This window comes from Streptomyces sp. PA03-5A, from assembly GCF_033792725.1.
Taxonomy (GTDB): Bacteria; Actinomycetota; Actinomycetes; order Streptomycetales; family Streptomycetaceae; genus Actinacidiphila.
Genome location: NZ_JARAVL010000033.1, coordinates 108646 through 123115, shown reverse-complemented (window position 1 = coordinate 123115; position 14470 = coordinate 108646). Strand labels below are relative to the sequence as shown.

General features: G+C 72.6%; 14 protein-coding genes. 8 read left to right on the top strand and 6 right to left on the bottom strand.

The genetic code is table 11. The features are described 5' to 3' along the window. The 3 genes from PV410_RS33510 to PV410_RS33500 form a co-directional block, all read right to left on the bottom strand. Positions 1-755, bottom strand: a 755-nt coding sequence (locus tag PV410_RS33510; protein WP_500329536.1) for an NADH-quinone oxidoreductase subunit C, incomplete at its 3' end; no start/stop codon positions are given. Continuing rightward, a complete protein-coding gene (locus tag PV410_RS33505; protein WP_499513360.1) occupies positions 752-1369 on the bottom strand; it encodes an NADH-quinone oxidoreductase subunit B in 618 nt (205 codons plus the stop codon). The genes PV410_RS33505 and PV410_RS33510, both read right to left, overlap by 4 nt. Continuing rightward, entirely contained in the window at positions 1360-1728 is a 369-nt protein-coding gene (locus tag PV410_RS33500; RefSeq protein WP_326572910.1) for an NADH-quinone oxidoreductase subunit A, read from the bottom strand. The genes PV410_RS33505 and PV410_RS33500 overlap by 10 nt, the downstream gene beginning before the upstream one ends. 202 nt (positions 1729-1930) lie before the next feature. Between PV410_RS33500 and PV410_RS33495 the strand changes: the two genes are divergently transcribed. Continuing rightward, entirely contained in the window at positions 1931-3094 is a 1164-nt protein-coding gene (locus tag PV410_RS33495) for a sensor histidine kinase (protein WP_500329534.1), read from the top strand. Between the two features lie 57 nt (positions 3095-3151). Here the strand turns inward: PV410_RS33495 and PV410_RS33490 are convergent, their stop codons facing one another. Further along, positions 3152-4651, bottom strand: a complete 1500-nt coding sequence (locus PV410_RS33490; RefSeq protein WP_500329533.1) for an MFS transporter — start codon at positions 4649-4651, stop codon at positions 3152-3154. 159 nt (positions 4652-4810) lie between these two features. Between PV410_RS33490 and PV410_RS33485 the strand changes: the two genes are divergently transcribed. The 5 genes from PV410_RS33485 (at position 4811) to PV410_RS33465 (ending at position 11181) form a co-directional block, all read left to right on the top strand. Beyond that, positions 4811-5542, top strand: coding sequence for a TetR/AcrR family transcriptional regulator (locus tag PV410_RS33485; RefSeq protein ID WP_500329532.1), 732 nt, complete (start codon positions 4811-4813; stop codon positions 5540-5542). 152 nt (positions 5543-5694) lie between these two features. Then, on the top strand, positions 5695-7008 hold the full coding sequence (locus tag PV410_RS33480; RefSeq protein WP_500329530.1) for a sensor histidine kinase: 1314 nt from the start codon (positions 5695-5697) through the stop codon (positions 7006-7008). Between the two features lie 251 nt (positions 7009-7259). Then, the gene (locus PV410_RS33475) at positions 7260-7919 is read left to right on the top strand and encodes a response regulator (RefSeq protein WP_500329546.1); all 660 of its coding nucleotides are present in this window, start codon (positions 7260-7262) and stop codon (positions 7917-7919) included. A 258-nt stretch (positions 7920-8177) separates the two neighbouring features. Further along, a complete protein-coding gene (locus tag PV410_RS33470) occupies positions 8178-10103 on the top strand; it encodes a 2-oxoacid:acceptor oxidoreductase subunit alpha (RefSeq protein WP_500329529.1) in 1926 nt (641 codons plus the stop codon). Next, complete coding sequence (locus PV410_RS33465; RefSeq protein ID WP_500329528.1) at positions 10096-11181, top strand: 2-oxoacid:ferredoxin oxidoreductase subunit beta; 1086 nt, start codon at positions 10096-10098, stop codon at positions 11179-11181. The genes PV410_RS33470 and PV410_RS33465 overlap by 8 nt, the downstream gene beginning before the upstream one ends. A gap of 64 nt (positions 11182-11245) precedes the next feature. Here the strand turns inward: PV410_RS33465 and PV410_RS33460 are convergent, their stop codons facing one another. Then, entirely contained in the window at positions 11246-11641 is a 396-nt protein-coding gene (locus PV410_RS33460; protein WP_499513353.1) for a winged helix-turn-helix transcriptional regulator, read from the bottom strand. A 105-nt stretch (positions 11642-11746) separates the two neighbouring features. Here PV410_RS33460 and PV410_RS33455 point away from each other — a divergent pair, with 105 nt between their 5' ends. Further along, a complete protein-coding gene (locus tag PV410_RS33455; protein ID WP_500329526.1) occupies positions 11747-12604 on the top strand; it encodes an SDR family oxidoreductase in 858 nt (285 codons plus the stop codon). 146 nt (positions 12605-12750) lie between these two features. Continuing rightward, on the top strand, positions 12751-13746 hold the full coding sequence (rarD, locus tag PV410_RS33450) for an EamA family transporter RarD (RefSeq protein ID WP_500329524.1): 996 nt from the start codon (positions 12751-12753) through the stop codon (positions 13744-13746). Between the two features lie 61 nt (positions 13747-13807). On the opposite strand, the gene PV410_RS33445 is transcribed toward rarD, so the two are convergent. Continuing rightward, on the bottom strand, positions 13808-14422 hold the full coding sequence (locus tag PV410_RS33445; protein WP_500329522.1) for a CGNR zinc finger domain-containing protein: 615 nt from the start codon (positions 14420-14422) through the stop codon (positions 13808-13810). Positions 14423-14470: the final 48 nt, after the last annotated feature.

The window sequence follows — 14470 nt, the reverse complement described above, 5'->3', positions numbered from 1 at the left end:
GGCCCAGCGCGAACTGGCGCCCCTGCTGGGGGCGCAGTGGCGCGACCGCGGCGGCGGGCGCCCTGCCAGCCCCGGCGCCCGCCGCCGCCCGCCGCACCGGCGGCTCCGGCGGCACCGGCCGCGCGCGGGGTCCGGGCGGGCCTCGCCGGGGCGGGCGGCAACTGCCCCTTCAGCGGTCCCCACTCGTTGGGGTCGGGCACGCCCGGCGGCAGCATCTGGCGGCGCTTGGGGCCGCCGTGCGCTGCTCCCGCCGCAGGCTCCCCCGGCTCCTTGGCGCCCGGCCACGCCTTCGCCACACGCGCCGCCAGCACGAAGTCCTTGCGCAGCGGATGCCCCTCGAAACCCTCGGGCAGCAGCAGCGGCACCAGGTGCGGGTGGCCGGTGAAGTCGACACCGAACATCTCGTGCGTCTCGCGCTCGTGCCAGGCGGCGCCCGCGTAGACGCCGACGGCGGTCGGCAGGGCCGGGGCCTCGTGCGGGACGGTCGTACGGATCATCAGGCGCCGAACGGAGCCGACCGCGGGGGCCACCACGTGGGCGCAGACCCGGAACCCGGTGCCGCCTTCGTCGACGGCGCTGAGCCAGTCGAAGAAGGTGCAGCCGAGGGTGTCCCGGGCGGCCCGCAGGGCGTCGGTCCAGGAGGCGGCGGGGACGTCGACGGTCAGCAGGCCGTACGCCTCCTCCGCCGTGGCCTCGGCGCCGAAGACCTCGGCGACGGCGTCCGGCTCGGGGAGCCGGTCGAAGGGCGTGGTCACTTCGCGGCCTCCCCGGGCGGCGGCGGGGCCTGGACCAGGCCGCTGCGCAGCGCTGCGGTGGACGCGGGCGGGGTGCCCCCGTCGCCGTAGCGCTCGCCGAGCGACTCGCGGGCGATCTTCTCCTGGAGCTTGAGGATGCCCTGGAGCAGCGCCTCGGGCCGCGGCGGGCAGCCGGGCACGTAGACGTCGACGGGGATGATCTGGTCGACGCCCTTGGTCACGGAGTACGAGTCCCAGTAGGGGCCGCCGCAGTTGGAGCAGGCGCCGAAGGAGATGACGTACTTCGGCTCGGGCATCTGCTCGTACAGGCGCTTCACGGCCGGGGCCATCTTGTCGGTGACGGTGCCCGAGACGATCATGAGGTCGGCCTGGCGCGGGCCGGGCGCGAAGGGGATCACGCCGAGCCGGATGAAGTCGTGCCGGGCCATGGACGCGGCGATGAACTCGATGGCGCAGCAGGCGAGCCCGAAGTTGAAGACCCACAGGCTGTAGCGGCGGCCCCAGTTCAGGACCACCTTCATCGGCTCGGGTGCCAGCCGCGCGAGCGTACCGAGGCGGCGCGGCTCCGGCAGGTACTCAGGAGTGCTCACATCGGTCACATCGGTCACGTCCATTCCAGGACGCCCTTCTTCCAGGCGTAGAGCAGACCGACGGCGAGGAAGCCGAGGAAGACGAACATCTCGACCAGCGTGGTGCCGCCGTACCCCTCGGCGGCGAACACCGTCGCCCAGGGGAAGAGGAAGATCGCGTCGACCGCGAAGACGACGTACAGGAAGGAGTAGACGTAGTAGCGGATCTGGGTGTGCGCCCAGCCCTCGCCGACGGGGTCGACGCCGCACTCGTACGTGAGCATCTTCTCCTGCGTCGGCACGACGGGCCGCAGCAGGCGACCGGCCCCGAAGGCCACGGTCACGAAGAGCACCCCGAGCACCGCGACCAGTCCGACGACCGAGTAGCCGTGGAAGTAGTCCACGTCCGTCCGCCCCTCGTTTCTCGTCGTAAGCGCGTTGTCCAGCGATCCCGGTGGATCTTTAGACGATCTGTACGAACGGAGTCTAGGCCCTGCCTCCCGGAGCGGAACCACCCGTCCTGACCGGTGGTACGGATAACCCCACCTTTTCCTGGCAGGCGCACCCCATGGCGGTGGCCGCCCGGTCCCCGGCAGGCTTGGCGTCATGACCATCAACTCCCAGCGCGGGGAAGCCGCCCCGCTGCCGCCGGCGCGCTTCGCCTTCGACGCCGTGACGTGGAAGGAGATCGCGTATCTCCTGGCGAACCTGCCCGTGGACCTCGTGGGCTTCGTCTACGTCGCCGTCGTGCTCTACCTCGGCGTCGGGCTGTCGGTGACCGTGGTCGGCCTGCCGCTGCTGGCACTGGGACTGGCCGGGTGCCGGCTGCTGGGGCGGCTGGAGCGGATACGGGCGCGCGGCATGCTCGGGGTGGCCGTGGACGAGCCCCGGTCGCTGCGTCCCGGGCGGATGGGGTTCTTCCCCTGGCTGTGGACCTCGCTGAAGGACCCCGTGGGGTGGCGGCACGCGCTGTACTTCTTCATCCGGCTGCCGTGGGGGATCGCGACCTTCACCGTCGCCTTGACCTCGCTCTTCGTGGCGTGGCCCGTGCTGCCGTTCATCGCCCGGGGGCTGGCCAACGCGGACCGCGCGATGGTCCGCGGCCTGCTGTCGCCCTCCGACGAGCTGGAGCGGCGGATCGCCGAGCTGGAGTCGGACCGCGGCACGGTGGTGGACACCGCCGCCGCCGACCTGCGCCGCATCGAGCGCGACCTGCACGACGGGGCCCAGGCCCGGCTCGTGGCGCTCGCCATGGACCTGGGCCTGGCCAAGGAGAAGCTGCAGGAGGACCCGGAGGCGGCGGCGAGGATGGTCGGCGACGCCCACGGCGAGGTGAAGCTGGCCCTCCAGGAGCTGCGCGACCTGGCCCGCGGCATCCACCCGGCCGTCCTCACCGACCGCGGCCTGGACGCCGCCCTGTCCTCGGTGGCCGCCCGGTGCACGGTGCCGGTGCAGGTCCAGGTGGACCTGGCGGGCCGGCCGGCGCCGGCGATCGAGGGCATCGCGTACTTCACCGTCTCCGAGCTGCTGCAGAACATCAGCAAGCACAGCGGGGCGCGCCGGGCCGTCGTCGAGCTGTGGCGCTCGGACGGCCGGCTGATGATCCAGGTCCGCGACGACGGGCTGGGCGGGGCGAGCGCGTCGGACGGCGGCGGGCTGGGCGGTCTGGCCGAACGGCTGGACGCGGTGGACGGCCTGCTGGTGATCGACTCCCCGGCCGGCGGCCCGACGACGGTGACGGCCGAGCTGCCCTGGCGCGACCGGGGCTGAGCCGCGTGCGGGAAGGCCGGTGCCCTCCAGCGAGGGCACCGGCCTGCCGTGCTTGCGTCAGGCGGCGAGTTCCGCCTCCTGCGCCGGGGTGGTGGAGGGCTCGGGCCTGCTGTCGCGCATGACCAGGGCAGCCAGCAGGGCGGCGGCGAGGACGCCGATCGCGCTGATGGTGAAGGTGGCCGACATCGAGGCGGTGAACGCCTCCCGGGCCGCGCGGACCATCCCGCTGTCGCCCTGGGCGACGGCCAGCGCGCCGGCGATGGAGTGCCTCGCCTCCTCGGGGGTGCCGGCGGGCATCTGGCGGGCGAAGCCGCTCGCCAGCAGCGAGCCGAGGATCGCGATGCCGAGCGCGGTACCGGCCTGCTGGATGGTGTCGTTCAGGGCGGAGCCGACCCCCGCCTTCTCCGGGGGGATGGTGGCCATGAGGGCGCCGACGGCGGCCGGCATCGCCAGGCCCGCGCCGAGGCCGAGCAGGCCGAGGGCGGCCGCCGGGACGGCGAAGCCGGTGCCGGCCGAGACGGTGGTCAGCAGCGCGAAGGAGGAGGCCATGACGAGCATGCCGCCAAGGATCAGCAGGCGGTTGCCGATCCGCGCGGCGAACGTGGTGCCCAGGACGTTGCCGGCCAGCGCGGCGACGGCCAGCGGCACGAAGGCGACACCCGCCTTGACCGGCGAGTAGCCCAGCACGAACTGCAGGTACTGGGTGAGCACCAGCAGCAGGCCGCCGTTGCCGATCTGGACCAGGGTCAGCGAGAGCGAGCCGCCGCTGAAGTTGCGGTGCCGGAACAGGACCAGGGGGACCATCGGCGCGGAGGTGACGTTCTCCCAGACCACGAAGGCGCCGAGGGCGAGGACGGCGACGGCCAGGGTGATCCCGGAGCGGCCGCCGAAGGCGCCGTGCTGCGGGAGCTCGATGATCCACCAGACCAGGGCGGTCATGCCGGCCGCGGACAGCACCGCGCCGAGCGGGTCGGGCTTGCTCCACGGGCCCTTGGACTCCGGCATGAGGGTGACGCCGGCGGCGACGGCGAGCGCGACCACCGGGACGTTGATCAGGAAGATCGCGTGCCAGGAGAAGTGGTCGATCAGCACGCCGCCGAGCACCGGGCTGCCGACCAGGCCGAGCATCGACACCGAGCTCCACGCCGCCATGGCCCTGCCGCGCTCCTCCTCGTCGAAGACGGTGATGAGGATCGACAGCGTCGAGGGCATGATCAGCGCGCCGCCGACGCCCATCGCGACCCGTACGGCGATGACCTCTCCGGGGCTGGTGCAGAAGGTGGCCGCCAGGGAGGCCGCCCCGAAGAGCAGCAGCCCGACGAGCATCACCTTCCGGCGCCCGAACCGGTCCCCGAGGCTTCCCGAAGCCAGCAGGAGACCGGCGAAGACCAGGATGTAGGAGTCGAGGATCCACTGCGTGTCCTGGGCGCTCGCGCCGATGTCCCCGGTCATCGCGGGCACCGCCACGGTCAGCGCCATGCTGTCGACCACCAGCACCAGCGAGCTGAGGCACAGCACGATCAGGATCCACCAGCGGCGGGGGTTGCGGGTCTCCATGGGGCGTCCTTTCGGGCATCGGCTCCGATGCGTACACCGTTCCTTCGGTGCGAACACTGTACGCACAGCGGAACGGTGTGCGCAACACTCGCTCCTGTACGCTGAATGCGAACGCCGTACGCAGCAATCCGCCCGCACCCCGGTACCCCAAGGAGCGCCATGGCCGCCAGGACGAAGCCGAGCCCGATCCCGTCCGTGTGGGCCCGGCAGCAGCGCGAGGCCGACCAGCCCGCGCTCAGCCGCGGCGCGATCGTCCGCGAGGCGATCGCCATGCTGGACGCCGAGGGCGTCGAGGCCCTCAGCATGCGCAAGCTGGGGGCCCGACTGAACGCCGGCGCGACCTCCCTCTACCGGCACGTCGCGACCAAGGACGAGCTGATGGAGCTGGCCGTCGACGAGGTCGCCGCCGAGATCGCCGTCCCCGCCGCCGGCGGGGCGGACTGGCGCGCCGCGGTCACCGAGGCCGCCGGGTCCTTCCGCGCGACGGCGCTGCGCCACCCGTGGCTGTCCTCGGTCCTGGGCCAGGCGGGCCTCGCCTACCTCGGCCCCAACCTCATGTCGTACTCCGAGCGGCTGGCCGCCCTGTTCGCCGCCGCCGGCTTCCCCGAGCCGAGCCGGGCGATCGACACCCTCCTGAGCTACGTGATCGGCATGAGCACCACGGAAGCCGCCTGGCTCACCACGGTCGCCCGCTCCGGCGAGACCGAGGCCGGCTTCATCGCCCGTCTCATGCCCGCCGCCCAGGCCGCCGCGGCCCCCCACGACCACCTGTCCGGCTCCTACGCCGACCCCACGGCCGCCCTCGAGGACCCGGTCGCGCTGCGCGAGGCCAAGTTCGCCTACGGCCTGGACGTCGTCCTCGACGGGCTGGCGCTGCGGCTCCCCCGCTGACACCGCCCGGGTCCCGGCCGCCGCACCGCGGGGGTGGGGTTTTCCCCAGGTCCAAGACGCCGATCCGCACCATGGGCGCGAGGGCCCCGCAGGACGAGGCTGGAGGCATCACCAGCGGACGCAGAGGTACGACGAAGAGGACGGACGTGACCATGGCATACGGTTTCCCGGAGCCGCGCGAGCACCGGCTGCCCGCGGCGCTGCGCGCGCCGATCGAGGCCCGCACCTGGCGCGAGTTCCTGTATCTCCTGCTGAACCTGCCGATGGGCATCATCGGCTTCGTCTTCACGGTGACGATGCTGTCGCTGGGGGCGGGCCTGCTGGTCACCTTCCTCGGACTGCCCGTCCTCGCCGTGATGCTGGCCGGGTGCCGGGGGCTCGGCGTCGTGGAGCGCGAGCGGGCCCGCCAGTGCCTGCGCATCGACGTGGCCGCGCCGGAACCGCTGCACCGGCGGCCGGGCCAGGGCTTCATGTCGTGGCTCGGCGGCCAGCTGACCAGCGGCGCCTCCTGGCGGCACATCCTGTACTTCTTCGTGCACTTCCCGTGGGGCGTGTTCACCTTCTCCGTGGCCATCTCCTTCTTCACCTACGGCTGGGGGCTCCTCACGTACCCGCTGTGGCAGTGGGTGTTCCCGGCCTACACCGACCAGCCCGGGCTCCAGCTGTACGGGGACGGCAACGGCAACGGCTGGTGGCTGGACTCGCCGTTCGAGGTGGCCATGACCTCCGTGCTGGGGCTGCTGCTGGTCCTGGCCACCCCCTGGCTGATCCGGGGCATGGCGTACGTCGACCGGGGCCTGGTCGCCGGGCTGCTGGGGCCCTCGCGGCTGGCCAGCCGCGTCACGGAACTGGAGTCGGACCGCGGCACGGTGGTGGACACCGCCGCCGCCGACCTGCGCCGCATCGAGCGCGACCTGCACGACGGGGCCCAGGCCCGGCTCGTCGCGCTCGCCATGGACCTGGGCCTGGCCAAGGAGAAGCTGCAGGAGGATCCGAAGGCGGCCGCCACCATGGTCGAGGAGGCGCACGGCGAGGTGAAGCTGGCCCTCCAGGAGCTGCGCGACCTGGCCCGCGGCATCCACCCGGCCGTCCTCACCGACCGCGGCCTGGACGCCGCCCTGTCCTCCCTCGCGGCGCGCTGCACCGTGCCGGTGCAGGTGAGCGTGGACCTGCCGGGGCGGCCGGTGCCGGCGATCGAGGGCATCGCGTACTTCACCGTCTCCGAACTGCTGCAGAACATCAGCAAGCACAGCGGCGCCTCGCGCGCCACGGTCGACCTGTGGCGCTCCGGGGACCGGCTGATGATCCACGTCGTCGACAACGGGCGCGGCGGCGCCTCCACGGCGCGCGGCTCCGGCCTGGCCGGGCTCGCCGAGCGGCTGGGGGCGGTGGACGGCGTCCTCGCGGTGGACTCCCCCGCCGGCGGCCCGACCACCGTCGCGGCCGAGCTGCCCTGGCGGACCTGACCCCGCGGGGGACCGCCGGGCAGCTCGGCCGCAGGAGCCGGAAGCGCCGGGAGAACCGCAAGAACCGCAAGAACCAGTAGGACCGGGAAGACCGGAAGAACCGAGAGGACGCTGACCGCGCCCCCGTCCGTCCCTCCCCCGCACTCCGCCCCCGGCGGCAAGGCCGTGTGCCCGCCGCCGGAAGCTGGAATGCTGGGGAGGGACAGCACGTCGACGTCGACACGGGGGAGCCGGTAGCGGTGGAGGACAGGGTGCGGGTGGTCATCGCCGAGGATTCGGTGCTGCTGAGGGAGGGACTGACCCGCCTGCTGACCGACCGCGGGCACGAGGTCGTCGCCGGGGTCGGCGACGGCGAGGCCCTGCTGAAGGTGATCGGCGAGCTCGCCGCGGAGGGCGCGGTGCCCGACGTGGTCGTGGCCGACGTGCGGATGCCGCCGACCCACACCGACGAGGGCGTGCGCGCCGCGGTGCGGCTGCGCCGCGACCACCCGCGGCTGGGTGTGCTCGTGCTGTCGCAGTACGTGGAGGAGCGGTACGCCACCGAGCTGCTGGCCGCCAGTTCCCGCGGGGTCGGGTATCTGCTCAAGGACCGGGTAGCCGATGTCCGGGAGTTCGTCGACGCGGTCGTACGGGTGGCCGGCGGCGGTACCGCCCTGGACCCGGAGGTGGTCGCGCAGCTGCTGGGACGCAGCCGCAAGCAGGACGTACTGGCCGGCCTCACCCCGCGGGAGCGCGAGGTGCTGGGGCTGATGGCGGAGGGACGGACGAACTCCGCGATCGCCAAGCAGCTGGTGGTGAGCGACGGCGCGGTGGAGAAGCACGTCAGCAACATCTTCCTCAAACTGGGGCTGGCCCCCAGCGAGGGCGACCACCGGCGTGTCCTGGCCGTGCTCACGTACCTCAATTCCTGATCCTCTGACGTATCGTCAGAGGATCCCGCGGAGGCGTAGAACCGGAGCGGCGCCGGAAGGCGTCCCATATGGAGGAAGCAGGCAGCACGGGCTCCGGGGGGCGGTGACCGTGACCCATCAGGGCACAAAGGGAGCCCAGCGCGGCGTTCACGATGCGGGAAGACCCGGGAAGGCGACCCTTACCCACGTACGATGGCGCGTGGGACACAAGGTCACGGCCCCGGTCGTGAGCCGCCGCCTCGAAGGAGGTCCGATTCAGTGACCAGCCAGGTCAGCAGCCCGACAACCCCCGATCATCCCGTTCTGAGAGAGCAGCGGAAACCGGCCAAGGAGACCAGGAAGCTCGATCGGGTGGTGATCCGTTTCGCCGGGGACTCCGGCGACGGCATGCAGCTCACGGGAGATCGGTTCACCTCGGAAACGGCGTCGTTCGGCAACGATCTGTCCACCCTGCCGAACTTCCCGGCCGAGATCCGGGCTCCGGCAGGCACCCTGCCGGGCGTGTCGAGCTTCCAGCTGCACTTCGCCGACCACGACATCCTCACCCCGGGTGACGCCCCGAACGTCCTGGTCGCGATGAACCCGGCGGCACTGAAGGCGAACATCGGGGACCTGCCGCGCGGCGCGGAGGTCATCGTCAACACGGACGAGTTCACCACCCGCGCGATGGCCAAGGTCGGCTACGCGGCCTCGCCGCTGGAGGACGGCTCGCTGTCGGCCTACGCGGTGCACCCGGTGCCGCTGACCACCCTGACGGTCGAGGCGCTCAAGGACTTCCCGCTGACCCGCAAGGAGGCCGAGCGCAGCAAGAACATGTTCGCGCTCGGGCTGCTGTCGTGGATGTACCACCGGCCCACCGCGGGCACCGAGGACTTCCTGCGCAAGAAGTTCGCGAAGAAGCCCGAGCTGGCCGAGGCGAACGTCGCGGCCTTCCGCGCGGGCTGGAACTTCGGCGAGACGACCGAGGACTTCGCAGTCAGCTACGAGGTGGCCCCGGCCGAGGCGGCCTTCCCCGCGGGCACCTACCGCAACATCTCGGGGAACCTGGCGCTGTCGTACGGCCTGGTCACCGCGAGCCGCCAGGCGGACCTGCCGCTCTTCCTGGGCTCGTACCCGATCACCCCGGCCTCGGACATCCTGCACGAGCTGAGCAAGCACAAGAACTTCGGCGTGCGCACCTTCCAGGCCGAGGACGAGATCGCCGGCATCGGCGCCGCTCTGGGCGCGGCCTTCGGCGGCTCGCTGGCCGTCACGACCACCTCCGGCCCGGGTGTCGCGCTGAAGTCGGAGACCATCGGCCTCGCGGTCTCGCTCGAGCTGCCGCTGCTGGTCGTCGACATCCAGCGCGGCGGGCCCTCGACGGGCCTGCCGACCAAGACCGAGCAGGCCGACCTGCTGCAGGCGATGTACGGGCGCAACGGTGAGGCGCCGGTCCCGATCGTGGCGCCGAGCACCCCCGGCGACTGCTTCGGCGCGGCGCTGGAGGCGGCCCGCATCGCGCTGACCTACCGCACCCCGGTCCTCCTGCTCTCCGACGGCTACCTGGCCAACGGCTCCGAGCCGTGGCGGGTCCCCGAGCTGGACGAGCTGCCGGACCTGCGGGTCCAGTTCGCGACGACGCCCAACCACGTCGCGGAGGACGGCACCGAGGAGTTCTGGCCGTACCTGCGCGACCCCGAGACCCTGGCGCGCCCCTGGGCGGTGCCGGGCACCCCCGGTCTGGAGCACCGGATCGGCGGCATCGAGAAGCAGGACGGCACGGGGCACATCTCGTACGACCCGGCCAACCACGACCTGATGGTGCGCACCCGGCAGGCCAAGATCGACGGCATCGAGGTGCCCGACGTCGTCGTCGACGACCCGGACGGCCAGGCGCGGACGCTGGTGATCGGCTGGGGCTCGACGTACGGGCCGATCACGGCGGCCGTACGGCGCATCAGGGGCGCAGGGGGCGCGGTCGCGCAGGCCCATCTGCGCCATCTGAACCCCTTCCCGAGGAATCTCGGGGAGGTCCTCGGGCGTTACCAGAAGGTAGTGGTCCCGGAGATGAACCTCGGCCAGCTCGCCCACCTGTTGCGGGCGAAGTACCTGGTCGACGCCCGCTCGCACACCCAGGTCACCGGCCTGCCCTTCAAGGCCGAGCAACTCGCTGCCGCCATCCAGGAGGAGAGCGCAGATGTCTGAGGCGCCTGCCGTCGAACACCGCACGCCGGGGCTGCCGGCGCTGTCCCTGGTCCCCAAGGCCGAAGCCAAACAGTCCATGAAGGACTTCAAGTCGGACCAGGAAGTGCGCTGGTGCCCCGGCTGCGGTGACTACGCGATCCTCGCCGCCGTGCAGGGCTTCATGCCCGAACTGGGCCTGGCCCGGGAGAACATCGTCTTCGTCTCCGGGATCGGCTGCTCCTCCCGCTTCCCGTACTACATGAACACCTACGGGATGCACTCCATCCACGGCCGTGCCCCGGCCATCGCGACCGGGCTCGCCGCCTCGCGGCGCGACCTGTCGGTGTGGGTCGTCACGGGTGACGGCGACGCGCTGTCCATCGGCGGCAACCACCTGATCCACGCGCTGCGGCGCAACGTGAACCTCAAGATCCTGCTCTTCAACAACCGGATCTACGGCCTGACGAAGGGGCAGTACAGCCCGACCTCCGAACTCGGCAAGATCACCAAGTCGACGCCTATGGGCTCGCTGGACGCGCCCTTCAACCCGGTCTCGCTGGCGCTGGGCGCGGAGGCCTCCTTCGTGGCGCGCACCGTCGACTCCGACCGCAAGCACCTGACGGGCGTGCTGCGGGCGGCCGCCGCGCACCCGGGCACGGCCTTCGTGGAGATCTACCAGAACTGCAACATCTTCAACGACAACGCCTTCGAGGTGCTGAAGGACCGGGCCTCCGCCGAGAACGCGGTGATCCGGCTGGAGCACGGGGAGCAGATCCGCTTCGGCGCGGACAACGCCAAGGGGGTCGTACGCGACCGGGCCACCGGCGACCTGAAGGTCGTCGACGTCGACGCCTCGAACGAGGACGAGGTCCTGGTGCACGACGCGCACGCCGCGTCGCCCACGACGGCCTTCGCCCTGTCCAGGCTCGCCGACCCCGACACGCTGCACCACACGCCGATCGGCGTGTTCCGCAGCGCCGAACGGCCGGTCTACGACGTGCTGATGTCCGAGCAGCTGGAGCAGGCCGTCGAGCAGCACGGCAAGGGCGACATCGCCGCACTGCTGGCCGGCAACGACACGTGGACGGTCGTGGGCTGACCCACCGCGTCCTTCACGCCGACCGCACCCACCGCAGCGGCCGTACGGGGCCCGGGCCTGACGATCAGGTCCGGGCCTCGTCGTACGCCCGGCGGGCCGCCATCACCTGCTCCGTGCGGCCCTCGGTCCAGCGGGCCAGGGCCCAGACCTGGTCCGCGGCCTCCTTGCCGAGCGGGGTGAGGGAGTACTCCACGCGCGGCGGGATGACGGGGTGCGCCTCGCGGTGCACGAAGCCGTCGCGCTCCAGGGTCTGCAGGGTCTGGGCGAGCATCTTCTCGCTGACCCCGCCGACCGTGCGGCGCAGCTCGCTGAAGCGCAGGGTGCCGTCGGTCAGTGCGGCGAGTACCAGCACGCCCCAGCGGCTGGTGACGTGTTCGAGGATCACCCGCGAGGGGCAGTTGCGCGCGTTCACGTCCGGGGGCGCCTGCAGCACGGCGGTGAGCTCTTCCCTTACGTCCATACCACTAGCTTACTTTGAAGTGGGTACTTTCTGGAAGTTAGTACTGGCCCTAGGGTTAGTCCCGTCATCACGCACAAGGACACCAGGGACTGGAGTGAACCCGTCATGAGCATCGTCGTCACCGGAGCCACCGGACAGCTGGGCCGGCTGGTCGTGGAGCGGCTGCTGGCCGACCTCCCGGCCGAGCAGGTCGTGGCCGTCGTACGGGACGCGGACAAGGCCGCGGACCTCGCCGCCCGGGGCGTGGAGCTCCGGGTGGCCGACTACGACGCGCCCGCGACCCTCAAGGACGCCTTCCGCGCGGGCGACGTGGTGCTGCTGATCTCGGGCAGCGAGGTCGGGCAGCGCGTCGCGCAGCACACCGCCGTGATCGAGGCCGCCAAGGAGGCGGGGGTCGCCCGGCTCGCGTACACCAGCGTCCTCGGCGGGCCGGCCGCCGACTTCCGGCTCGCCGCCGAGCACCAGGCCACCGAGCAGGCCCTGCTGGACTCCGGGCTGACCTACACGCTGCTGCGCAACGGCTGGTACACCGAGAACTACACCGCACAGATCGCCGTCCAGCTGGAGCACGGCGTCGCGGGCAGCGCGGGCGAGGGCCGCATCGGCTCCGCCACCCGCGAGGACTACGCGGCGGCCGCGGCCGCCGTGCTGACCGGCGAGGGGCACGAGGACGCGGTGTACGAGCTCAGCGGGGACGAGGCCTGGACGCTGGCCGAGTACGCCGCCGAGCTGGCCCGGCAGTCCGGCCGCCCGGTCGCCTACGCCGACCTGCCCGCCGAGGCCTTCCTGGCGGTCCTGACCGGCGCCGGGCTGCCCGAGGCGGTGGCCGGGATCTACGTCGACGTGGACGTCGCCGGCGTCTCCCGCGGGCTCCTCCAGGGCGGCAGCGGCGACCTCGCCCGGCTGATCGGACGTCCCACCACCCCGCTCGCGGACACGATCGCGGCGGCGCTCAAGGGCTGACCTCGGCCGCCCGCCGGACGGCGGGGCCCCCGCGGCGGATCCCCTCCGGCCGCGGGGGCCCCGCCCCGTGTCCGTCCGGTCCCGGTGCGTTCCCGGTCCGCGGCGAGGGTGTCATGACCGTCATGCGATACGCAGATGACGGGAGAATGCCCCGCACGCTACCTTCGAGCGGTCGGCCAGCGCCCCGGGAGGAACGAGTGAACGAGCAGCGTGCCGGTCTGCTGTACGGATTCGCCGCCTACGGGCTCTGGGGGCTCTTCCCCCTCTACTGGCCGCTCCTCGAACCGTCCGGCGCGGGCGAGATCCTCGCCCACCGCATGGTCTGGTCGCTGGTCGTCGTCTCCCTCGTGCTGCTGGTGATGCGCCGCTGGGCGTGGGTCCCCGAACTCCTGCGCCAGCCGCGGCGGCTGGCGCTGCTGGCCGTGGCGGCGGCCGTCATATCCGTGAACTGGGGCCTGTACATCTGGGGCGTCAACAGCGGCCACGTCGTCGAGACCTCGCTGGGCTACTTCATCAACCCGCTCGTCACCATCGGCCTCGGCGTCCTCGTCCTGCACGAGCGGCTGCGCCCCGCGCAGTGGGCCGCCGTGGGCGTCGGCGCCGCCGCCGTCCTGGTGCTGACCCTGGGCTACGGGCGGCTGCCCTGGATCGCACTGACCCTGGCCTGCTCCTTCGCCACCTACGGCTTCATCAAGAAGAAGGTCGGCATGGGCGGCCTGGAGTCGCTGGCGGCCGAGACGGCCCTCCAGTTCCTGCCGGCGCTCGGCTACCTGGCCTTCCTCGGCACCCGCGGCGACACCACCTTCGCCTCGCACGGGGCCGGCCACGCCGCCCTGCTCGCCGCGTGCGGCGTCGTCACCGCCGTGCCGCTGATCTGCTTCGGCGCGGCGGCCATCCGCATCCCGCTGAGCATGCTGGGGCTGCTGCAGTACCTCGCGCCGGTCTTCCAGTTCGGGCTCGGACTGCTCTGGTTCCACGAGGAGATGCCGGCCGAGCGCTGGGCCGGCTTCGCCCTCGTCTGGCTCGCCCTGGCCCTGCTGACCTGGGACGCGCTGCGGACCGCACGGCGCGGCCGGATCGCGGTGCGCGACGCCGCGGTGGTGCCCGACGAGGCGGCGCCGCGCGGGGCCGTCACCGGCTGAGCGGCGGCGTCCACACGCACGCGCACACGGGCGCACGGACGCACGGGCACACGCACGGGCACTAGCCTTCCGGCGCCTCGTACGCCTCCCTGCGGGAGCGGTGGGCACGGACCTTGTGGCGGTTGCCGCAGTGCTCCATGGCGCACCAGCGACGCCGGCCGGGGCGCGAGGTGTCCACGAAGACCAGTCGGCAGTCGTGGGCGGAGCATTCGCGGACGCGGTCGGCGTGGGGGCCGGAGAAGAGCTCCACCGCGTCCCGTGCGACGGCCGCCAGCACCTGGGTGCCGGTGACCGGGGTACGCCAGGAGCTGCCCCCGTCGGGGGCGAGACGCAGGGTGGGGGGACGCCAGGCGGCGGCCTCGTTCAGGACGACGAGGTCCGGGGCGGGGAGGGGTTCCCCGTGGACGCGGGCGACGGCGATGTGCCAGAGCGCGTCGCGCAGGTAGCGGGCCGCGGCGACGTCCTCCGGGGAGACGGCGAGGCCGCCCGGGTCGGGGCGCAGCCGGGACGCCACCGCCCAGCGGACCAGGTCGGCGGGCTCGTGGAGGACCTCGTGGCGCGCGTAGGCGCCGGGGCCGCCCGTCGGCAGCAACTCAAGGGCGAGCGCGCCCGGATCGAAGCGGTAGGCGACTCCTTCGGATGAATGGAGGACCAGACCGATTGCGGGCTCCGTCATGTAACCAATATAACTGGTTACAGGCCGGCCAAAGGCCGGAGGAGACGC